The sequence below is a fragment of the Amycolatopsis sp. genome (assembly GCF_036008905.1).
Classification (GTDB): Bacteria; Actinomycetota; Actinomycetes; order Mycobacteriales; family Pseudonocardiaceae; genus Amycolatopsis.
The window spans coordinates 69,494-90,394 of the sequence record NZ_DASYMU010000059.1; the positions used below are offsets into that span (position 1 = coordinate 69,494).

At 67.8% G+C, this 20,901-nt stretch carries 23 protein-coding genes and 1 pseudogene; 8 read left to right on the forward strand and 16 right to left on the reverse strand.

Features of this window, described 5'->3' with window-relative positions; translation table 11 throughout:
• Window position 1: 1 nt before the first annotated feature.
• On the forward strand, window positions 2–256 hold the full coding sequence (locus VGP60_RS11785; RefSeq protein ID WP_327547984.1) for a hypothetical protein: 255 nt from the start codon (window positions 2–4) through the stop codon (window positions 254–256).
• A 1,032-nt stretch (window positions 257–1,288) separates the two neighbouring features.
• On the opposite strand, the gene VGP60_RS11790 is transcribed toward VGP60_RS11785, so the two are convergent.
• From VGP60_RS11790 to VGP60_RS11805, 4 genes are all read right to left on the reverse strand, one after another.
• A complete protein-coding gene (locus VGP60_RS11790; protein WP_327547985.1) occupies window positions 1,289–1,834 on the reverse strand; it encodes a hypothetical protein in 546 nt (181 codons plus the stop codon).
• Between the two features lie 11 nt (window positions 1,835–1,845).
• Window positions 1,846–2,097, reverse strand: coding sequence for a hypothetical protein (locus VGP60_RS11795; protein WP_327547986.1), 252 nt, complete (start codon window positions 2,095–2,097; stop codon window positions 1,846–1,848).
• Between the two features lie 73 nt (window positions 2,098–2,170).
• Entirely contained in the window at window positions 2,171–2,695 is a 525-nt protein-coding gene (locus VGP60_RS11800) for a hypothetical protein (RefSeq protein WP_327547987.1), read from the reverse strand.
• Window positions 2,696–2,726: 31 nt separating this feature from the next.
• Window positions 2,727–3,782 carry a Clp protease N-terminal domain-containing protein gene (locus tag VGP60_RS11805; protein ID WP_327547988.1) on the reverse strand — a complete coding sequence of 352 codons (1,056 nt, stop codon included), beginning with the start codon at window positions 3,780–3,782 and terminating at the stop codon, window positions 2,727–2,729.
• A 179-nt stretch (window positions 3,783–3,961) separates the two neighbouring features.
• Here VGP60_RS11805 and VGP60_RS11810 point away from each other — a divergent pair, with 179 nt between their 5' ends.
• Complete coding sequence (locus tag VGP60_RS11810) at window positions 3,962–5,299, forward strand: sensor histidine kinase (protein ID WP_327547989.1); 1,338 nt, start codon at window positions 3,962–3,964, stop codon at window positions 5,297–5,299.
• Between the two features lie 5 nt (window positions 5,300–5,304).
• Window positions 5,305–5,964: a response regulator transcription factor gene (locus tag VGP60_RS11815; RefSeq protein WP_327547990.1), complete on the forward strand. Its 660-nt coding sequence runs from the start codon at window positions 5,305–5,307 to the stop codon at window positions 5,962–5,964.
• A gap of 366 nt (window positions 5,965–6,330) precedes the next feature.
• On the opposite strand, the gene VGP60_RS11820 is transcribed toward VGP60_RS11815, so the two are convergent.
• Window positions 6,331–6,519: a hypothetical protein gene (locus VGP60_RS11820; RefSeq protein WP_327547991.1), complete on the reverse strand. Its 189-nt coding sequence runs from the start codon at window positions 6,517–6,519 to the stop codon at window positions 6,331–6,333.
• 139 nt (window positions 6,520–6,658) lie between these two features.
• Between VGP60_RS11820 and VGP60_RS11825 the strand changes: the two genes are divergently transcribed.
• Window positions 6,659–7,195: an RBBP9/YdeN family alpha/beta hydrolase gene (locus tag VGP60_RS11825; protein WP_327547992.1), complete on the forward strand. Its 537-nt coding sequence runs from the start codon at window positions 6,659–6,661 to the stop codon at window positions 7,193–7,195.
• 132 nt (window positions 7,196–7,327) lie between these two features.
• Here the strand turns inward: VGP60_RS11825 and VGP60_RS11830 are convergent, their stop codons facing one another.
• The 5 genes from VGP60_RS11830 to VGP60_RS11850 form a co-directional block, all read right to left on the reverse strand.
• Window positions 7,328–8,050 carry a VIT1/CCC1 transporter family protein gene (locus VGP60_RS11830; protein WP_327547993.1) on the reverse strand — a complete coding sequence of 241 codons (723 nt, stop codon included), beginning with the start codon at window positions 8,048–8,050 and terminating at the stop codon, window positions 7,328–7,330.
• Between the two features lie 676 nt (window positions 8,051–8,726).
• Window positions 8,727–9,767, reverse strand: coding sequence for an ABC transporter ATP-binding protein (locus VGP60_RS11835; protein WP_327547994.1), 1,041 nt, complete (start codon window positions 9,765–9,767; stop codon window positions 8,727–8,729).
• Window positions 9,764–11,263 (reverse strand): iron ABC transporter permease, encoded by a 1,500-nt coding sequence (locus VGP60_RS11840; protein ID WP_327547995.1) that lies wholly within the window; start codon window positions 11,261–11,263, stop codon window positions 9,764–9,766. Before VGP60_RS11840 ends, VGP60_RS11835 begins: the two co-directional genes overlap by 4 nt.
• Window positions 11,264–11,385: 122 nt before the next feature.
• The gene (locus VGP60_RS11845; protein WP_327547996.1) at window positions 11,386–12,417 is read right to left on the reverse strand and encodes an iron ABC transporter substrate-binding protein; all 1,032 of its coding nucleotides are present in this window, start codon (window positions 12,415–12,417) and stop codon (window positions 11,386–11,388) included.
• Window positions 12,418–12,557: 140 nt separating this feature from the next.
• A complete protein-coding gene (locus VGP60_RS11850; RefSeq protein ID WP_327547997.1) occupies window positions 12,558–13,499 on the reverse strand; it encodes a M56 family metallopeptidase in 942 nt (313 codons plus the stop codon).
• Window positions 13,500–13,572: 73 nt separating this feature from the next.
• On the opposite strand from VGP60_RS11850, the gene VGP60_RS11855 reads away from it, so the two are divergent.
• Together VGP60_RS11855 and VGP60_RS11860 are read left to right on the forward strand one after the other, a co-directional pair.
• Window positions 13,573–13,959, forward strand: coding sequence for a BlaI/MecI/CopY family transcriptional regulator (locus tag VGP60_RS11855; protein WP_327548008.1), 387 nt, complete (start codon window positions 13,573–13,575; stop codon window positions 13,957–13,959).
• A 228-nt stretch (window positions 13,960–14,187) separates the two neighbouring features.
• Window positions 14,188–14,604 (forward strand): DUF1707 domain-containing protein, encoded by a 417-nt coding sequence (locus VGP60_RS11860; protein ID WP_327547998.1) that lies wholly within the window; start codon window positions 14,188–14,190, stop codon window positions 14,602–14,604.
• A 101-nt stretch (window positions 14,605–14,705) separates the two neighbouring features.
• Here the strand turns inward: VGP60_RS11860 and VGP60_RS11865 are convergent, their stop codons facing one another.
• Window positions 14,706–15,128, reverse strand: coding sequence for a hypothetical protein (locus tag VGP60_RS11865; RefSeq protein ID WP_327547999.1), 423 nt, complete (start codon window positions 15,126–15,128; stop codon window positions 14,706–14,708).
• 63 nt (window positions 15,129–15,191) lie between these two features.
• Here VGP60_RS11865 and VGP60_RS11870 point away from each other — a divergent pair, with 63 nt between their 5' ends.
• Window positions 15,192–15,632 carry a hypothetical protein gene (locus VGP60_RS11870; protein ID WP_327548000.1) on the forward strand — a complete coding sequence of 147 codons (441 nt, stop codon included), beginning with the start codon at window positions 15,192–15,194 and terminating at the stop codon, window positions 15,630–15,632.
• Between the two features lie 9 nt (window positions 15,633–15,641).
• Here VGP60_RS11870 and VGP60_RS11875 read toward each other — a convergent pair whose 3' ends face one another.
• Window positions 15,642–17,630: a heavy metal translocating P-type ATPase gene (locus VGP60_RS11875; protein WP_327548001.1), complete on the reverse strand. Its 1,989-nt coding sequence runs from the start codon at window positions 17,628–17,630 to the stop codon at window positions 15,642–15,644.
• A 98-nt stretch (window positions 17,631–17,728) separates the two neighbouring features.
• Here VGP60_RS11875 and VGP60_RS11880 point away from each other — a divergent pair, with 98 nt between their 5' ends.
• Window positions 17,729–18,106: a metalloregulator ArsR/SmtB family transcription factor gene (locus tag VGP60_RS11880; RefSeq protein ID WP_327548002.1), complete on the forward strand. Its 378-nt coding sequence runs from the start codon at window positions 17,729–17,731 to the stop codon at window positions 18,104–18,106.
• Between the two features lie 378 nt (window positions 18,107–18,484).
• Here the strand turns inward: VGP60_RS11880 and VGP60_RS11885 are convergent, their stop codons facing one another.
• From VGP60_RS11885 to VGP60_RS11900, 4 genes and pseudogenes are all read right to left on the reverse strand, one after another.
• The gene (locus VGP60_RS11885) at window positions 18,485–19,054 is read right to left on the reverse strand and encodes a hypothetical protein (protein ID WP_327548003.1); all 570 of its coding nucleotides are present in this window, start codon (window positions 19,052–19,054) and stop codon (window positions 18,485–18,487) included.
• Window positions 19,054–19,281, reverse strand: a complete 228-nt coding sequence (locus VGP60_RS11890; protein WP_327548004.1) for a hypothetical protein — start codon at window positions 19,279–19,281, stop codon at window positions 19,054–19,056. Before VGP60_RS11890 ends, VGP60_RS11885 begins: the two co-directional genes overlap by 1 nt.
• A 99-nt stretch (window positions 19,282–19,380) precedes the next feature.
• Window positions 19,381–20,712 (reverse strand): thioesterase domain-containing protein, encoded by a 1,332-nt coding sequence (locus VGP60_RS11895; RefSeq protein ID WP_327548005.1) that lies wholly within the window; start codon window positions 20,710–20,712, stop codon window positions 19,381–19,383.
• A 78-nt stretch (window positions 20,713–20,790) separates the two neighbouring features.
• A pseudogene (locus VGP60_RS11900) lies at window positions 20,791–20,901 on the reverse strand (IS982 family transposase); the annotation flags it as partial.

Genomic DNA, 20,901 nt, shown 5'->3' on the forward strand with positions numbered 1-20,901 from the left:
GGTGCTGTGGCTGCTACAGGCGCACGTGGTGCTCATCGTGTTCGGGTACACCGCCCAAGACCGCGGCTCGACACTATCCGAAGTGCGCATCCTGCTCTTCGACCCGCAAGACGTGCTCAAAGCCGCAGTCGCGCTGGTGCTTCTGGCCACCGGGATCTCCGCCCGGCAAGCCCGGCGAAGAGTCCGCTACGAAACCTGGCATTCGTGCACCTCTGCACCTACCTCACGTTCGCACTCGGGTTTCTCCATCAGGTGAACGTCGGGCGCGACTTCGCCAGCTCCCTGGCAGCCAGGACATATTGGTGGGCTCTGCACGGACTCGCTTTACCGGCGCTACTGGTGTCCGTGTTCTGGTGCCGCTTCGACGAGGCTTGGCTGCGCGGTGCGCTTCGATCACCACCGCCACGATCGACAAACCGACGCCTGCTCCTACCCGTCATCACTGTGCCGTCGCTCGGCTCGTGAGAACCGTCCGAAAGGGTGCCCTGCAGGGAAAGCGGGAATCCCTGGCAGGTTGGCCAGTACCTCGCGCGGATGGGCCTTGGCGACCTCCTTCGGGAACGCGAGGAAGTCGACCTTGCTGTGGCGTGGATAGCAGGCGTCCCCGGTGATATTGCCGTGGCGACCACCAGCGCGGCGAATAGGACGGTAATGCCGTAACGGACGTAGTCATAGGTGCGCCGTTGCGGCAGTCCTGGTCGCAGTGGAAACCGACAAGCGCCACGGTCGAGATGGTCGTGGTGAACGTTGAGAGTGGTCGACGATAATCGGTGTGCATGATCACCATCGACTGGCGCGGCCGACCGTTGAAAACCACCAGTCGTCGTCGACTTGATTGGCAACCACCACGGCCACCGGACTGACTGTCCACTGTGTACTTAATACCGGCATCAAATACGCCAAGACGGAGCAGGACGGGTTCGCAGTCGGCGCCCGCTCCTGCAAGCCCTCCGCCTGAGCCGCTTTACCTGCACGATCGGCGCAGCGGCCATGCCGGCCTATGGCCTCAGCGCAAGTGCGGATTCAACGCGCGCTGGCGTGGCTGCGCCACACCGAAATCCATACTCGCTTTAGCGAACCAGGCCACTTGGCGGCGAATCCTCGAAACACTGGTCTCGCTGGAGGGTACACGACGTAATCTGAATCCCGGAGTTACGCGGGCCCCCGCAAGCACTTTCTGCACGGCTCATCGTGTACCGACTCTATCGTGAGCTACTTGCCAATCAGCAACTCAACCGAACCTGCGTCGCCAGCGTGGCCTTCAACCTCATCGGGACCAGGGCGGCGCCTACTCCGGAAGAATTCGTGCCACTTTCAAGCCGTGATGGGAGAGGTGAGTTGCCAGGAGCTGGACCAGGACCTTGGACTCGTCGGACCTCATCAGACGGTCGGCCTCCGTATCCCCCGAAGGAAAGGCGACGCGCCCCGGCAGAACGATGGTCCGGGTGAAGAAATCGCACAAGACGTCGAAGAACTCGTCATCTGAGCGATCGGGAACGGTCTTACCCAGCGCCGACAGGCCAGCTTCCACGATGGTATCGAGGTATCGCCGGCGCGCGTTTCTCTGGTGTAGAGCCTCGCCGGAGGCACTCTCCTCGGATACCTCCACCATCCGAAACCTGCTGGGGTCACTACCGGACCCGCTACTCGGCCACCAGTCCGCTTCACGGACCTTCACCAAGGCCGCCGCTATCGAGCCCGCGTGAACAGAGTGCACCCGCCTGATCCCCTCATCGACACTCTCCAACCAGACCCGGTAGCGCAGCAGATCGGTTTCCTGCTCCAGGCAGTTGGAGGCCATCTCGGTTCCGGGCGGTACCTGTCCTTCGGTCATGTCCTTGGCTCTCAGTTCAGGGTGTCGGTGCTGGGCATGGTGATCTGGTCGCGCAGGTCGGTCAGCCTCTCGAATGATGGCGGTGAGCTACCCAACCCTCGACAGATCGCATCGCCGGCCAGCTCGGCGATGCGATCTGTCGCTGCGTGACTCGAAACGTCCTGCACCGTCCACGCTGGATCCTTCCTGGCGCGCGGCGCTCTCACCATGGCCGGCCAGTCCACTGTCGACGAGTTTGCCGAAGTCTGGAATTCGCCACCCATTGACACAGTTCTCCCAGCCCACCACCCAGATTCGGGTCCACCAACAGCAGACAATCCGGATCCGGTTCTGACGTCAGTGCCACGGTACATTTTCGGAGCCGTTCAAAAGCAGCGAGAAGATCCCCGTGGCGCCGGTGCGGAAGGCCGCCGACAGAGCGTATCCGAGAGCGGCGTCGGCGGGCTGCGAATCGTCGCGGCCGGTCTGCCAATGCACGACGAATGTGCCGTCGGCATCGTCCAAGGAGAACGAGGCGATCTTGGCGCCGTCGCGCCAGAGTTGCGTGGCATCGGCGGAGTCCGGCATGAATTTGTAGTGTGCTCCGGCGAAAGTCAACTCGACCCGATACGAGCCACGGGTCAATTTTCCGGGGCCAAGTCGCAGATCGTCCTCAATACCGTCGACGGACACGGTCAAATGGGCGGCTTCCCTGGTGCCGATCGGCACGAACTTGTTCAGCACCGCATCCGAAGAACGCTCGATGATGACCGTGGGAATCTGCTCCCCGGAGACCTCGACCACGCCACGCTCGGCGCTGAGGCAGATCTTCAGTTCGCCGTAATAGGCGTCGTCGATAATGCGGGTGCTGGCGAGGTGCATGCCGACTCGCTTTCCTGATCGATTTCCGAGACTACAGGCTGTCGGCCCGCGGCTTTCGCACGGCCAACTGGTCAGCCAGCGCTGCGCGCAGCGCGGCCGTGTTCACGCCGAGCCGGCACAGGGCGGGCCCGATGGGGTCGGCCGGGTCGTCGAGTTGAGCCATGATCAGGTGGGTCGTTCCCACGACTTCGTCTCCATAGTGGGCCGCGACGAGTGTGGCCCCTGCTATCGCCTTGGTGATTTCCCCGCCTGACGGGGTGATATCCGTTGCCGTCAGCGCCGCGGGTTCCACTCCCGCGGCGCGTAGTGCTGCCGCGCCCCCGGACTCGTACTCGGGCCGGAGCCGGTACCCGGCGCCGGTGAGTTGGTCGTCCAGCGTCAGCACAGCCGCCACAAGATCGACGGCGGTGGCGTCGGGCCGACCGGCCCGTACCGCGTGCCGGCCGGCCTCGTTGCGGACGGCCAGCAGCATCGGACCGCCGAGGTCGCTTCCGCGGGCGATGAGCCGGGTCAGCCAGCGCACATAGCCACCACCCTTGTCACCGTGCAGGGCACCGGCTTTGCGGAGCAGCCACACGGCCGGCGTGTCCTCCGGTTTCGCCGCCGCACACACGGCCGCCATGGTCTCCTCGATGTCCAGCCGATTCACGGTGAACAGTTCGGCGGCCCGCCCGGACGGCGCGCGCAGAAGCGCCAGCGCGAGGTCGGTCGTGGTCAGCACGCCGTCACCGGCCTCCGCGACCGCCTCGCGAAGACACTTACGCAGCGCCCCGGTCTCCGGCGGGGCGGGCTCCTGGCAGGCAGCGTCGTTGGCATCGCGCAGGAGGGCCGTAACGTCAGCGTCGGGCGGACTGTCCGAAGCGGTGTCGTTGTCCGCCCAGTGCGCCGTGCCGCGGGCGGCACCCTTCGCGCGCAACGCACGCCGGCCGAGCACGCTGCCGGCACCGCCAGTGTCGGCAAGGGCGATGAGCAGGTTCTCGGTGCCCACCGCGGAGAACTGCAGCTTGGCGGCGCGGCGCACGGCGGCGGTCAGCACCTTCACCACCTCCCGCGATGGTGTGACGGTCGTAGTACTGCCGTTGGTCACGGAGTCCTCCTCGTTGCGGCGTCGGCCCCACCGACACTACGAAAGCCAACCGGTCCGGCGCTGCACCCGATCGGCCAGCAGATCATGGCCGATCGGACACCACGAACCGACCGACCGGCATTGGCCAATGATCAACCGGACCGGGAACAATGAGTGCCCCGAGACGATCTGGAGACACCGTGCACCGATGGCTCGACGACACCGCCGCCGCGATCCGGCGGATTCCGCGTCGGGACAAGGTGTTCGCAGCGCTGGTCGTCGTTGCGGGTGCGGTGTCACCGTGGCTGGTCACCTCGAACACCGTCGTGGCGGTGCTCGCCACGGCCGCGAGCGCGGCGCTCGTGCTGGCACGCCATCGCCGGCCGGAGTTCGCCTTCCTCGGTTCCGCACTGGTCTATGCCGCCTGGTCACTCGGGGGGCTGGTCGGCGTGGTGATCACCGCGGTCTCGGCTGGTCGCCGGGTCCGCCCGGCCGGGCGGTTACTGCTCGTCACGGCCTCGGCCATCGTGGCGACGACGGCGCTGAACGTGCTGCTGGACTCCAGCGCGGAATCGATGGGCCCGCTCGTCATGCTGCAAGGCGCGGTGTCGGTGATGCTGCTCGGCCTGCCCGCGCTGGCCGGCGCGCTGCTGGGCGGGCGGCGGCCACTGACGCGGTTGTTGCGCGAGCGCAACGAGTACCTGGAGCGTGCCACGATGCTCACGGCCGCGAACGCCCGCGCTCAGGAACGAACCCGGATCGCCGGGGAGATGCACGATCTGCTCGGCCACCGCCTCAGCCTGATCTCGGTGCACGCCGGGGCTTTGGAATACGGGACCGCGACCAGTGCGCCGCAGATCAGTGCACAGGCGGAACTGCTTCGCACGGCCGCGCATACCGCGCTGGACGAACTGAGGCAAATTCTCGTCGTGCTCGGAGTGCCTGATGACGGGGACGCCGAGGACGTCGATCTGACCGGTACCCGGGCCGACGTGACGGCACTGGTCGAGCACTCCCGCGAGGCGGGCATCGAAGCGCGTCTGGAGTGGACTGGGGACGACCTGTCCGGTGTCGATGTGCGGACTCGGCGAGCGGTACACCGGGCCGTCCGGGAAGGACTGACCAACGTACATCGGCACGCCGTGACGGCCGATACCGCCGTCGTGGTCGACGCCGGACAAGACCGGATCCAGGTGGCGGTGACCAACGGCCCGGCGCGGACACCGGGCAAGCTCCTCGGCACCGGGCGTGGGCTTGCCGGGCTGAGTGAACGGGCAGCGCTGGTAGGCGGCACCGTCACCGCGGCACCGGAAGCAGGCGGGTTCGCGTTGCGGTTGGACGTGCCTCGCAACCCACCGGCCGTGCCTGAGCTTCCTGCGCCGGACTACATCGGCGTGGGCGTGGAACCGCCGCCGCTGAGCAACGCCAACGTACTGACCCTCCCGCGTATCCTGGGCATCGGCTGTGTGGGGCTGCTGGTGGGGACCGTGCTGGTCACCGCGATCGGTGGACTGGTTGTGCTGCTCACCGTAAAGTGAGCCGGGTGATCCGCGTGCTCATCGCCGACGACGAGGCCCTCATGCGTACCAGGATAGGCCTGATCCTGGCCAACGCCCCCGATGTGGACGTGGTGGCAGAGGCGGACAGCGGCCCCGCGGCGGTGCGCGCGTGCCAGGAACACGACGTGGATGTGGCGTTACTGGACATCCGCATGCCCGGCGGCGACGGTCTCGTCGCCACCGGTGAAATCGCGCGCCTGAGCCCACGGACCAACGTCGTGGTGCTCACGACATTCGGCGAGGACCGCTACGTGGCGGAGGCGATGCGCGCGGGCGCGATCGGGTTCCTCCTCAAAGACACCGGGCCCACCGACCTGGTGCACGCGGTACACACCGCCGCACGGGGCACGTCTGTGCTGGCACCGCAAATCACCCACAGACTGGTGCAGCGACATCTGATGTCCGACAATGCCGGTGAAGACGTGCGCAAACGAGTGCGAGAGTTGACTCCGACCGAGCGAGACGTGCTCCGGCTGGTGGGCACGGGAGCTTCGAACGCGGAAATCGCGGCCCAATTGTATCTCGGCACAGGCACGGTGAAGGCGCACCTGAGCCGGGTACTGACCCAACTGGGGTGCACCAACCGAGTGCAGGCAGCCATCGTCGCGCACAAGGCTGGCCTGCTCACCGACCAGGCCAGCTGACCCTGAGTTCGCTCCTGCCGGTGGTCACCAGCGGTATCGATCTAGAGCACGGTGGTGGAGCACGAGACGGCTGCGCTCCGGGCGAGGTCGAGACCGGCTGCCCGCCGGTGTTCCCCGGCGCATACGTACAGCAGGAGGAGTCCCGACGTGAGCGGAGGCCTTGGCGACGGTACTCGGTCAACGTGGGTGGCGGGTGACCGTGCACGAGCGGTCGTCCAGGTTGCGGGAGATCGGGGCGGGCATCACCGTGAGGCCCACAGGCATCGAAGTGCTCACCCGGATCGGTGCGCTCGAAAGCACTGTCCCCGACGCGGCGCGCGTCGGGTACTGGTCCATACACGGCGAACTGGGCCGGACCGTGGAGTCTCAGCGCGTCAAGCGTGACATGTACTGCTGCCACCGCCGCTCGTTGCACCGATCGCTGGCGGACATCGCGCGTTCGGCGGGAGTGGAGATCCGGACGGGTTCACCGGTGACCGGTGCGACCCGGGAAGCGCTGGTGTCCGGCCGCGACGCACGTACGTGGCCGACTACCGCGACCTGTTCGACAACCACGTCTCCTACGGCCCGACCACACCCCACGACGCGCCCGACTTGTGGCTGAACGACCTCCGAACGTTTTTCGCCACACTGACCGGCCACCCAACTCCTCCCTGAAACCGCCCCGGACTTCGGACCACCGAAAGGCGACGACATGAACCGCAAGGCCATCATCTTCCACGGAACCGGCGCCCACCCGGACGTTGTGTGGCTCCCCTGGCTACGTCAGCAGCTGACCAAACGCGGCTACACCGTGGAAGCCCCGCACTACCCCACCCTCAACGTCGAACCGATCACCACGTTCCTGCCGAAGGTGCTGGCCAACCACACCTTCGACGAGAACACCGTCCTGGTAGGCCACTCCGGCGGAGCCGCCCTGCTGCTCGCCGTCCTCCAGCACATCGACACCACCGTCCGCCAGGCCATCCTCGTCGCCGGCTACTCCACAAAGCCCAACACCAGCGAAGAACCCGTCTTGCAGGACGAATACAACTGGGCTGCGATCACCGCACACGTCCGGGACATCTACTTCATCAACTCCCGCAACGACCCCTACGGCTGCGACGACCACCAGGGCCGCGCGATGCTCGACCGAGTCGGCGGCACCCAAATCATCCGAGACGGCGGCCACTTCGGGGACCAAAACCAGCCCTACCCCACATTCGACCTGGTCGACCGCCTCATCGACTGATCCACCAAAAGATCTACAACAAAGACCGCCGCACCAAACCACTGATGGGCTGGTTGCGGTGCCGGTTGGACATGCTTCACTTGCCGAGGAGCGCTCGTGCTACGGACAGTGCGAGTGAGAATTCGCCGGTCTTCAGCTGACGGGTGCGCCGATGAGCTGACCGAGGCCGAAGGTGACCGCGACGGCGAGTGCACCCAGGACGAGCTGGCGCAGCCCGGAGTGCAGCAAGGGCCGTCCGGTGAGCTTGCCGACGGCCATCCCGCCAGCGAGCAGCGCGACGGCAGTAAGCACGAGAGACAAGATCAGGGTGCGCGCGCCGAGCAGGTAGGGCAGCAGGGGCAGCAGCGCACCCAGGGAGAACGCGACGAACGATGCGCCGCCAGCGAGTAGCGCCGAGGGCAGGTCGTGCGGGTCGACGCCGAGCTCGTCGCGGGTGTGCAGCCGCAGCGCCTGCTCCGGATCGCGCGCTATCGCCTCGGCCATGCGGCGAGCAGTGTCAGTGTCGGCGCCGTAGGAGGTGAACCGGTCGACGAGTTCGTCGTGTTCCTGCTCAGGGAAGCGGGCGTGCATGTCGGCTTCGAGAGCGACCTCGGCGTGGACGAGCTCGTTCTGATTGGTGACCGAGACGTACTCCCCGGCGCCCATGGAGAACGCGCCCGCGACCAGCCCGGCGAGACCGGTGAGCACGATGGTGTGCGGCGCGACGCCACCGCCGCCGACTCCGGCGATCAGCGCGGCGTTGGTGACCAGCCCGTCGACGGCGCCGAACACAGTAGGCCGTAGCCAGCCGCCGGAGACGTCGCGATGGCGGTGAGTCCAGCCGGGCGTTGGGGCGGGAGTGGGCTCTGGTGTCACGCTGATCATTATTCCCGCGTCCTCGTCAACCCGCGCGCCAGAGCCCCTTGTCCGCTGGTCACCGGCGGCCGGTGGGCATTTCCCCCTGTCTCCGCATGGGCGGTCGTTGCCACCGCCCATGCGCCCGAGACCGAGGTGGCGGGAGGTTGCCCTCAGCGTCCCGCGCGGGGGTCGGTCACGTCGGTGACCGCGCTGACGACGTCGGCGATCGAGGCGGCGCTCAGTGGGATCTGCAGGCTGAACGCGGAAACCCGAGGGTCATCACCACCAGGAGGAGGATGCCTGCTGGTGCCTGGCCAAGCAGGAGCATCGCCAGTCCCGCGATGATCGTCGCGAGCACACCCAGCACGCCCTGCGCGACACGCCGCGGGTCACCAGTCGTTGTGACACCAGTCCGCCGGTGCGGACCAGCACGAACGAGACCAGGCTGGGCAACCCCAGCAGATAGCTGACCAACGAGAGCGCAGCCTGCTTGGTGCTCCCGGCCACATATTCCCCCAGAGCGCCCCAGCCAGATCGCTCATCACATTATTGCCGGGCACGGGATCGACCACACTCTCGACGTCTTCGGCGACCTCTACCACCACGCCGTCACCGCACGGCGGCCCTCGCCTCCTGACGCCACCAAGGCCACCATGGTCGCGTTGAACGCGACCATGGTGGCCTTGGTGGCACTTCAGGCTGTCGGGAAGGCGAGAGTGTCGCCGGTGACGGTGAGCCGGGCCGCGGTGCCGGGTGAAGGGAGGTCGACACCAAGGAGGCGGACAGTCACCAAAGGGCCGTCCGGCAGCAACATCAGGCGCGCTGACGCGTCGTGGCCGTAGTAGCTGACGTCCTCGACCACTGCGTCCACTCCGGACAGATGAGTACTCGTGTGCAGGCGGATCTGCTCGGGGCGGACGAGTACCTGAGCGGGGCCCCCCGGTATGTCGTTGCGGACAGCCAGATCGCCGAGCGCGCAGAAGGCCCGGCCGTCACGGATCTCGGCGGGCAGAAGCACGGCGTCGCCGACGAAACTCGCCACACCGGGATCGTGCGGGCTGCGGTAGACCGTGACCGGGGTGCCGAGCTGGACGAGGTGTCCTTCGCGCATGACGGCCACCTGGTCCGCCAGCGACAGTGCTTCGGACTGATCGTGGGTCACCAGGACCGCGGTCGCTCCGGTATGGCGGATGGCCGCGGCGACCGCGCGACCGGTCTCCTCCCGCAGCCCGGCGTCGAGCGAGGAGAACGGTTCGTCGAGCAACACGATCGCCGGTTCGGGGGCGAGGGCACGGGCCAGCGCGACACGTTGCTGCTGCCCACCGGAAAGCTCGTGTGGATACCGCCCGGCGACGGCCGTGTCCAGGCCGACGAGGTCCAGGAGTTCGCGCAGTCTGGTTTCGTTCCGGCGTGCCCCACGGGAGAGGCCGAAAACGATGTTGGCCGACACCGTCAAATGCGGGAACAGCGCGCCTTCCTGCGGCACATACCCCACTCGGCGGTGTTGCGGCGGCATAGACCGTTTCGTGGTGAACATCGGTTGATCGCCGAAGTCGATGGACCCGGAGTCGGGGTCGGCGAAGCCCGCGATGAGCCGCAGCAGGGTCGTCTTGCCGCAGCCGGAGGGTCCGAGGACCGCGGTGAGGCTCCGTTCTGGGACGTGCAGGTCGACGCCGTCGAGCACGCGGGTGCTGTCGAAGGACTTGGTGACCCCCTGGACGGTCAGCGCGGTCATCCTCGTGTGGCCCTTCTGGCTTGACGGGTGAGCAGATACGTGGCCGGCGCGGAGATGAGCACCATCACCGCCGCGTATGGGGCAGCCGTCGCGTAGGCGATGCTGTCGCTGTTGCTCCAGAAATGCGTCGCGAGCGTCTGGGTTCCGATGGGAGACAACAACAACGTCGCCGTCAGCTCGGTCATCACCGCGATGAACACCAGCGCCGCGCCCGCCCCGAGGCCAGGCGCGATCAACGGCAGCGTGACGCGCCGGAGCGTGCCGAACCGGCTGAGCCCGAGGCTGTGGGAGACGTCGTCGAGCACCGGCGGTGCCTGCGCGAGAGCCGCGCGGACGTTGACCACGGCCCGCGGCAGGAACAGGATCGCGTACGCGGCGATCAGCAGCGTCGTCGTCTGGTAGATGGCCGGGACCAGCCGGATCCCGACGGTGACCAGGGCGAGCGCGACCACGATGCCCGGCAGCGCGTTGCCGAAGTAGGTGCTGCGCTCCAGCACCGTGCTCAACCGGCCGCGGTGGCGGACGCACAGCCATGCCACCGGGATCGCGAGCACGACGGTGACGACCGCGGCGGCCGCGCCGAGCCCGATCGACGTCGCCGCGGCCGACAACAGGTCGGGGGCGGAGAAGTCGATCGAACGGCCCTGGACGAGCCAATAACCGAGGCTGCCCAAGGGAACCGCGAGCGCCAGGAGCGCCAACAGACTGAACGCGACGAGAATAGGCACAGTGAGCAGGCGCAGTTTCACCCGGGTGACGAGTCGGGCCGAACCGGCTCCGATCCGGGCGTACCGCCCCCGTCCCCGCAGCTTCAATTCGGCCAGCAGCAACAGAAGACAGCACAGGATCAGGACACCGGCAAGCATGTTCGCGGCCGGGCCGTTGTACGAAGACTGGTACTGGTCGTAGATCGCGGTGGTGAAGGTGGGGAACCGCAGCATCTGCAGCGCGCCGAACTCCGCCAGCAGATGCAGCGCCACCAATAGGCAACCGCCCAGGAGTGCCGGGCGCAGCTGGGGAAGCACCACACGCCGGAAGGTGCGCCAAGTGCCGTGACCGAGTGCGTACGCGGTCTCTTCGAGCGCGGGATCGAGCCCGCGCAAGGACGCGGCGACCGGGAGGTAGACGAACGGGAAGTACGACAGCGTCACGATGATCAACGCCCCCGTGTAACCACTCGCGGAGGGGATCAGCGACACCCAGCCGTAGCTGTTGACGAAGGCCGGGATCGCCAACGGCGCCACCATGAGCACGTTCCAGATCCGGCGACCCGGCACCGTCGAGCGTTCGACGAGCCACGCCGCGCCGGTGCCGAGGATCGCGCACAGCACCACACATCCGGCGGTCAGCCTGGTGGTGTTCCACAGCAGTTCCCCGGTACGAGGCCGGATCAGCAGCCGCCGCGCCTCTGCCCAGCCCGAGCTAAGAGCCGCGTCGAAGACGAAACCCAGTGGTATCACCGCGAGCAGCGCGACGAGGACGGCCGGGATCAGCACCGTGACCGGATAATGCGGCCGGTTACGGTGTCGCCGCGGAGTGACGGCGGCCGGCGCCGGGCCGCGGTCTCTGGGTGGGGCGACCGCGGTCCGGTCTGTTCGGACGGACAACTCGGCTCAGCTCAGATCAGGCCGGCCGACTGCATCAGCTCGACCACCTTTGGGCCGTTGAGCTTGGCGATGTCGACCGTGGGTGGGTCGAGTTCGGTCAGTGGCTTCAGTTTCGGGTTCGGCGTGACGTCCTTGCCGATCGCGTATTCGAGCGCGGTGCTGTCGGCGAGGATCTGCTGACCGCTCTTGGCGGTGAGGTACTTGACCAGCTGCTGTCCCTGCGCCTGGTTTTTACCCGCCTTCACCACGCCGGCGCCGGAGACGCTGACGAAGCCGCCGGGGTCCTTGCCCGCGAAGAACTTCAGCTCGGTGTTGGCGCTGTTGGCGCCCGACTCGGCCCGGTCCTTGGACCAGTAGTAGTGGTAGATCACGCCGGTCTGGATCTCCCCGGCGTTGACCGCCTTGAGGATCGCGCCGTTGCCGGAGAAGACCTTCGCGTTGGTCTTCAGCCCGGCGAGCCACTGCTGCGTGGCCGTTTCGCCCTTGGTCTCGAGCACGGCGCTGACGATGGCCTGGAAGTCCGCGCCGGCCGCGGCGATGCCGACCTTGTCCTTCCACTGCGGCTGCGCCAGGTCCATCAGCGAGGTGGGCAGTGACGCCGCGGGCGCGGCCTTCGCGTTGTAGGCCAGTACTGTCGACCGTGCTGCGAAACCGACCCAGTTCCGGCTCGACGGCACGAACTGCGCGGGCACCTGCGCCACCGCCGCGTCGTCGACCTTCGAGAACAGGCCCTTGCCGTCAACGAGGCTCATCGCGGGCGAGTTCTCGGTGAGGAACACGTCCGCGGGGGACGCGGCGCCCTCCTGGACGATCTGGTTCGCGAGCTCGAAGTCCTTGCCCTGCCGGAGGTTGACCTTGATCCCGGTCTCCTTGGTGAAGCCCTCGACCATTGCCTTGACCAGATCCTCGTGCTGGGCGTTGTACAGTGTCACCGAGCCCGGGTCCTGGGGTGCTCCCCCACCGCCGTCGGCCGGTGCCGCGGAGCCACCGCCACCACACGCGGAGATCGTCATCGCGACAGCGAGTCCTGCTGTCGCCGCCATTGTCCGCCTCGACAAACGCATCGAGTCCTCTTCTCCGCAGGGTTGAACCGGTCAGGATCATGCTTGAATCTTCTACACCGCTGTAGAAGGTAGCTTACGCTAACCTAACCCGGAAGCCCGTGTGGGTCAGAGCACCTCGATCAGCCCAGTGGCCCCCGCGCCAACGCGAGCAGTTCCAGCAGGTCATACACACATTCTCCGGTCCAGACGACACTGCTGGCGGCGAGCAGGACAGGCACGACGACCTGCCAGCGTGCCCGGCGACCGGGCTTGAGCAACGCCTTCACCCGGTGCGGCACCACTCCGGGAGCCGATCCCAGCGCCATCAGCGTGCCCGGTGTCCGGACCGCCACCCCGCCGGAACGGGCGGACGCCGAGGCCGCGAGCGCAGCGCCCCCGATCGCCATCGCCACTCCCCGGCGATCACCGAGCTCGTCCGCTGCGGCTTCGTCCGCGGCCCGCTCGACCAGGTACTCGACCTTGCGCGCCACCGGCCTGAAGACGGGATGCGCGACGGCGGCCATGTTGGTGATCCACACCAGCACGTGGTGGTTACGGTCCAGGTGCGCGCGTTCGTGCGCGACGAGAGCCGCATACTGCGGCTCGTCGAGGACCTCGCGCATGCCGCTGGTGACGACGATCCGACCGGGCCGCCCCGGCACGGCGAACGCGTCGATCCGGTCGTCGGCGAGGATCACCACGTCCTGCCCCGCCCCCAGGAGTCCGGCCTCCCGGCGGGCGGCACGCATCGCGCGCACATGGCGCCGCAGCGCGATCAGGACCGCTCCGGCAATGAACACCAGCCATCCCAGGGAGAGCCACGAAACCCAGGGCACGTGCACGGTGTCGGCGATCACGGTGTCATGAGACCAGCCGCCGAGCGCGGCCACGACCGGGATCTCGGCCAGCGCCTTGAGCGCGAAGACCAACAGGTTGAGCGTGCTGGCCGCCGCCGCCGCGGCCGCCGACCAGGCGAACGCCCACGCGGCGAAATCCGGCCGCAACCGGCCGCCCAGTGCCCACGTCGCCAGCACGACGATCAGCGGAGCGACCACGACTGACCAGGCGAAATGATCGAACACCGAATCTCTCCCACCACCAAGCGCTGAACCGACCCGCCTCGGACGGTACCCGCTTGGGTAAGCTTCCCCGGTGATGCAGAGTGATCCGCCGGACGACAAGCAGTCGCGCCGCAAGCCCGGCGCGCTCGCCGCGGAGATCCTCGGCATCCTGGGCGAATCGGCCATCGCGCTCAACCCCGGCGAGGTCCTCGAACGGCTACCGGCCGGACGCAAGCTGTCCTACAGCGCGGTGGTCACCACCCTGACCCGCCTGCACGAAAAGGGCGTGGTCACCCGCGAACGCAACGGACGGGCCTTCCGGTACGCCGCGGTCAGCGACCCGCCGACCCTGGTGGCCTGGCGCATGAGCCGGATCCTCGATTCCGAAGCCGACCACGCCCCGGTCCTCTCCCGGTTCGTCAGCGCGCTGAGCGAACAGGACGAAAAGCTCCTTCGGGAACTCCTCAAACCCGAAGACTGATCGTCGCGAAAAAGCGAATTCACCCGGAATTTACGATTCCGAATCTTCTCACCAAAACTTAACGATTACTCCGGAACACGTACCGGCGAAAGTTTTCTTACCATTCTCTAACCGGGATTTGGCTGACTTCACGCTCTCGTGCTCATAATCTCGCGTTTGGCGACCCACCGAAAGTGAGGACACACCATTACTACACAAGAAACGAAGACAACTACCGGGACCGACCCGGTGAGCCCGGCGAGTGCGCTGCGGTGTTCCGACGAGGAACGCGAGCGAGCGAGCGCGGTGGTGCACCGGGCGGCTGGTGAAGGACGGCTCTCCTTGGAGGAGGTCGAGGAGCGGCTCGCGGAGATCTACACCGCCCGCTTCCGTCACGAACTCGACGCGATCATCGCCGATCTCCCGCCGCTGCAAGAGTCCGCCACCGGCTGGCGTCCCGTGCTCACTGCGGCGCGTCACCAGCTCGCCGGCGACCTGTCCGCGCTGACCGGTCGCGGGCAGAACGTGATCAGTCCGCGCCGGAGGTTGGTCCTCACCCTCGCGATGCTCGGTCTGCTGCTGCTCGTCGTGGCGATGGTGGTGCTCGCACTGCACGGCATCGTCGGCGGCGACGAGGTCGAGCACCACGGCGTCGGCCGGGACTGAGAATCCGGAGAGCGCGCTGGACACTCTCCGGATTCTGACCCGCTGTCAGCGCAGCTTCTCTTTGATGAGCGGAAGCAGCCCGTCGACGGCGTACGGAATGCTCAGCACCGAGGCCGCGGACAACGCGGCCCGATGTTGGCGTCTTCGGGATAGACCATCCGCTGCTCCGCGTTCGCGGCCATGCGGGCGATCTGCGGGTACTGCGCGAAGGTGTCGTTCGTCGGCAGGCTCTGCCGGCTCAGCACGACCACCACGTCGGCGTCGGCCTCACCGAGGGTCTCCCCGGGGAGACGTCGACGAAGTAGTCGTCCGTACCCAGCTTCTCCGCAAACGGCGACGGTTTGAGCCCCATCTCCGTGACGACCTGCATCCGGGTGTCGCTGGTCGTGTAGACCCCCGTTGCCGCTGCAGGCGAGCAGGATCGACACGGTCTTGGTGGCGAAAGCCGGGTTTTCGCGCGCTGTCCGGCGAAGCTTGTCCTCAGTGGCAGCGACAAGCGCCTTCCCGTCGGTTTCCTTGCCCACCGCGTGAGATCACTGCCGCCACGGCACCTGGTTCGGCTTGGCGCCCTTGGCGATCCCAGCGTCGTGGCGATACCGGACAGCGTCGCGTACTCGTCCTGCTTGCCCTGCGACTGGATCGGTGTCCGCCTCCACCTGACCGAAGCCACCGTCAAGGGGCACGTCTCACGGCGTGGGCGTGACTCGTTCTACTGCTCGACGCAGGAGTTCAAGGATGTTGTTGCTACTGCACAAGCGAACCGAGAGGGCCACCAGCCTGAACTCGTCGCGCTGCGCGAGGAGATCGGCGCTCTCAAGCGGGAGCGTAAACAGACCGCCAGCGACCACGCCGCCACCACGCGCGAGTTGGAAGAGAACGTCAGGGTCTACGCCAACCAGATCCCGGTTCTCGCCTTGTGGAACGCGGAGCTTGAGGATCGGGCCCGGCAACTCCACCGCCGCCTGGCCGACGCCGATCCCGACGTGATTCCGTTGCCCGACCGCACCTTGCGACTGTCCGATCGGTAGTCGTGCGGTTCAGCGGTCGCCGCGCACGGTCGCGGCAGCCCGGCGCCAGGCGACGTCGCGCAGCAGACGGAGCCCGTTGAGGCCGACGATGACGGTCGAACCCTCGTGCCCGAGGACACCCAGGGGCAGCGGCAGGGTGCCGATCAGGTCCCACAGAACCAACCCGGAGATGAACACCCCGGCGATGACGAGGTTCTGCACGACCAGCCGGCGGGCCGCACGGGAGAGCGCGATGACGGCCGGGACGGTGGCGAGATCGTCGCGGACGATGACCGCGTCCGCGGTCTCCAAGGCGAGGTCGGATCCTGCGCGACCCATGGCGACACCCGTGTGGGCGGCGGCCAGCGCGGGGGCGTCGTTGACACCGTCACCGACGACCAGCACCTTGCGCCCGGCTGTTTCCTGCTCCCGCACGGCGGTGACCTTGTCTTGGGGCAGCAGTCCGGCGCGGACGTCGGTGATGCCGACCTCGGCGGCGATGCGGGCGGCGGCGCGCGGGTTGTCGCCCGTCAGCAGCATCGGGGTGGTTCCGGTCAGCGTGCTGAGTGCGGCGACGGTGTCGGCCGCGTCGGGACGCAGCCGATCGGCGATGCCCAGCACACCGACCGGTGTGCCGTCGCGCTGGACGAGGACCGCGGTGCCACCACCATTTTCCAGCCCGTCGGCCACCACGGCGGCGCGGCCTGTGATCCCGTCGCCGGTGCCGTCCAGCAGGCGGGCGGGAGCGCCGACGGCGATCACGTGGCCGTCGACAGTGGCGGTGACGCCGATGCCGGGGGCGGAGGTGAAGTCCTGCATCTCGGGGATGGCGAGCCCGCGGGTGCGGGCGGCGTCGACGACGGCGCGGGCCAGCGGGTGTTCGCTGGGGCGCTCGGCCGCGGCTGCCAGGGCCAGCAGGGCGTTCTCGTCCAGGCCGCTGCCGGGCAGCGGGCGGATGTCGGCGACGCGGGGGGTGCCCTCGGTGAGGGTGCCGGTCTTGTCCAGTGCGACCGCGTCGACCTGCCCGAGGCGTTCCATGACCACGGCGGATTTCACCAGGACTCCGTGGCGCCCGGCGTTGGCGATCGCGGAGAGCAGCGGCGGCATGGTGGCCAGTACCACCGCGCAGGGCGAGGCGACGATCATGAACGTCATCGCGCGCAGCAGCGCAGGGGTCAGGTCGTCGCCGAAGGCCAGCGGGATGAGGAACACCGCCAGGGTGGCGACGACCATGCCGAGGGAGTAGCGCTGCTCGACCTTCTCGATGAACAGCTGGGTCGGCGCCTTGGTTTCGGAGGCTTCCTCGACCATGGCCACGATCCGGGCGATCACCGAGTCCGATGCATCGCGCTCGACCCGCACCCGCAGAGCACCGGTGCCGTTGAGGGTGCCGGCGAACACCTCGTCGCCCAGTTCCTTAGTCACGGGCAGGGGTTCGCCGGTGATGGTGGCCTGGTCGACCTCGCTGGCCCCGTCCAGCACGCGGCCGTCGGCGCCGACACGCTCGCCGGGCCGGACCAGGATGGTGTCGCCAACCGTGAGCTCGGCGGTGGCGACCGTTTCTTCGTTACCGTCGCCGGTCAGGCGGGTGGCGGTGGTGGGGGCGAGGTCGAGCAGGCCGCGGACCGCGTCCTGGGTCCGTGCGGTGGCCAGCGCTTCCAGGGCGCCGGAGGTGGCGAAGATGACGATCAGCAATGCGCCGTCCATCACCTGTCCGATCGCGGCGGCGCCGATCGCGGCGACGATCATCAGCAGGTCCACGTCGAGGGACTTCTCCCGTAGCGCCTGCAGGCCGGCCCAGCCGGGTTCCCAGCCGCCGGTGACGTAGGCGATCGCGTACAGCGGCCCCCACAGCCAGGCGGGGGCGCCGGTGAGCTGCAGTGGCAGCGCGATCAGGAACGCGATCGTGGCCGCGCCCGCCCAGCGGGCCTCGGCGAGCGCGAACACGCGGGTCCGCCGTTTCGGGGCGACAACCACACGCGCGGTACGGGCCGGGCGCTCGGTGAGGGTGGCAGACATGGCGGTGGTGATCCTTCGCGTAGACGGCCGGGCAACTCCACCACCGTACAGGAACGCATGAAGACGTCTTCATGTGTTCCTGTACGTATGATGGTGTCATGGGCCACGGAGTCGTCACCACCACAAATGCCGTACCGCGCACCCGACTGGACGCGGCCGGCGCGGCAAAGGTGGCCACCACCCTGCAAGCCCTCGCCACCCCGTCGCGACTGCTGATCCTCGCCCGTCTCCGCGAAGGGGCGCTGCCCGCCACCGAACTGGCCACCGAGGTCGGCATGGAGCAGTCCGCCTGCTCGCATCAGCTGCGCCTGCTGCGCAACCTCGGCCTCGTCGTCGGTGAACGACGGGGCCGCTCGGTGGTGTACACGCTCTATGACCACCACGTCGCCGAACTACTCGACCAGGCCGTCTACCACGTCGAGCATCTACGCCTGGGCCTGAGCGATGCCAACCCGGACGTCTCCATCCCTGACTGAGCGGAACCCCAGGATCGACAGTCCATGGGCGGCCAATCCCCGACGATTCGTCCTGCGCTGTGTCGCTCCGCTTGAGACTTCCCATGGCGGCCTGCCCATCCACACCGGAACTCAGGTCCCGCGGGTGAGGCTGCCCAGATCGTCGACGGTCGAGTCACGCGCCAGTGCCATGGCTTTGGCCGCTTCGAGTTGAACGGGTGCTGTCACCCGGCCGAGACGAGATATTTCCGTCTCAGGTCTTGATTGTTATGTTTCGATATTCTGGTCACCGGGATCGACGAGTGACCGCGAGTCCGACGCGCTCAACCGGCCAGCCCGGGCCGGCCCGGGCGCACGCGGGCCAGGCTCGGTTCCTGGAGGAATGAGCTCAGCACGGGTTTACGGCAGCACAGAAGACACCCGCAGCCAGCTCGACACCGTGGCGGCCGATTCCTCGTCGCCGAGGTCCTCGCGCAGGTCGGCGGCGAGCCGGATGAGCTGCTTGAGATGCCGCAAGCGCAAGATTTCCGCGCTCTCCAACGTCGTCCACACCGGACCAAGCCGACTCGCCTCGGCGAGCCGAGCCGAGGTGACCACGGCTATCACCTGCCGCACGACACGGTCGGCCGTGAACGGCGAATCGGGCAGCGAAATCCCCGACCCCGATAATGCGGAAGCCAGGATGAGCCGGCGGGTCAGCACTTCGTGCCGGCTCATCAGCTGCCGTTCTTCGAGAAACGAGAACACCTCGTCGGCCACCTCGAGAAACCGCTCGAATTCGGCGACGGACAATTGCTCGGTCGTTGCCTCCCGATATCGGAGTTCCCGCACCAGCGGCATGGTCAGCGACTGCACCACGCCCAGCCACGGGCTTTCCCCGGCGTCCGCCGGAAGGCGGCCACCGGCCTTCCACCACGCGAAGCGCTCCCTCTGCGACAGCGAATCCAGGTCCCTGACGTCCATGGCCATCAGAAGTGGATCCCCAACTTCCCGAACGCGTCCTGACCCAGCTTCATGATCGGCCCCCAGAGTGCCTCGTCACCGCCGACGAAGTGGCCGCTGCGGCTGCTGATGTCGAGGCCCCAGTAACCGCTCCCCGCCGAACCGGCGATAGTCGCCTCACCGGCGGCGCGGACGGATTGGCCGCCGCTGAGCACCGCGAGCACACCATCCGGCTGCCCCGCCCGAGCGCCCACCGGTTGGTGCCAACGGTACGAGCATGAAGTCCTCTCACACGCGCAAATCGGCGACTACGAGCCGTTGCCCGCTTAGCCGAAGCCGTGGTTTTCCCACTCTCACACCGGATGCGGCGTGTCCGGGACGGCTTCACGCATGGGCGTGCTGTCCAGGACACGCGGCTCGTCAAGCCGCGACACCCAGTGCATAACCGCGGCCGCGGTAGCTGGCACCTGGTCTTCGAGCAGGGTGAAATGGTCGCCTGCGACGTCGACGACGTCGCAGGGCAACGGCCAGCGCGCCTGCCAGTCCACCGTGGAGCCCGGATCCCCGACAGGCTCGGACGCGCGGACCAGCAGGGTGGGGAGATCCGTCGGCGAGGGCCGCCAGTCAAGGAAGATCCTCGTGTAAGCGCCCAACTCCGCGACCGCGTCATCGAACCGTTCTCCGAGCCTCAGTGCCGATCGCCACGGCAACGACAACAACCATTCGTCGGCGATGTTCCCCGCATCGACCTGGTAAGTGTCGAGAAGGACAAGCCCTGCCGGAGGCCGCCCGAGGGCCCGCAACCGGGTCGCGACCGCGTGCGCGACGCGGCCGCCCGCCGAACGGCCGACAACGACGAACCTCCGGTCACCGATTTGCGCCAGCACCGTTTCGGTGTGCAACGCGACCAGCGTTTCCCAGTCCCGGGGGACGGCCGAGCCGACGAAGCCGGGATGTGGGATCAGCAGCGTGTCCACGGGCAGCAGTTGGACAAGCGGCCCGTATTCCGCGACATCCGGCACGAACGACGGAAAGCACACCAGCAGCGGGCCCTCGCCGCCCGCGCGGTGGAGTGTCGGGGCAAGAGCATGGGCGCGACTGTCGGCCGCGCCGAACGTCGGTAAGGCCCAGGAAGCGGTCACGAGCAGGTGCATCGCCGCGACGAATTCGCCCGCCTCGCACACCTTCCGATACAACGTGGCCAGCGTGTCCGGACGGGACGAGCCCACCGGCTCACCACCGAGTCCCTGGTCGAGGTGACGGGCGAGTTCGGCGGGGGTCGGGTGGTCGAAAACCAGCGTCGCGGACAGCCTGATCCCGGTGGCGGCGGCCAGGCGGTTACGGAGCTCGAGACCAGTCAGCGAATCGAACCCGAGTTCGCCGAACGCCGTGTCCGGGGCCACCGGGACCGAATGACCGAGCACGGCCGCGATCTCGGCGCGGACGAGATCCAGTGTGTCGCGGGGCGGGACCGGGGTCGCCGGCGCCGCCGCGACGACCGGGACCGAGCCACGCAGCAGCGCCGGGACGGCGCCGCGAGCACGGATGGCGGGAAGGTTCAACCGGGCGGGCACCACGACGGCTTCGCCCGTGCGCAACGCCGCGTCGAACAGCGCCACGCCCTGCGCCGCGGACAGCGCCCGGTCCCCCGCGCGCCGCAGCCGGTCGACGACCGCTGCGGCCATGCCGTCGTCCCCCGCCCACAACCCCCAGGCCAGCGACAGCGCCGGCAGCCCTAGATGATTGATTCCGTGAAGTTGGTGTTAGTGATCGAAGGCGATCAGTGATCGTTTGCTGGTCACGCCGGTTTGCCAGTTGTGCCAGATGCCTGCGGCCAGGGCCAGCAGGCGCTGTGCGACACGGATGAACACTCC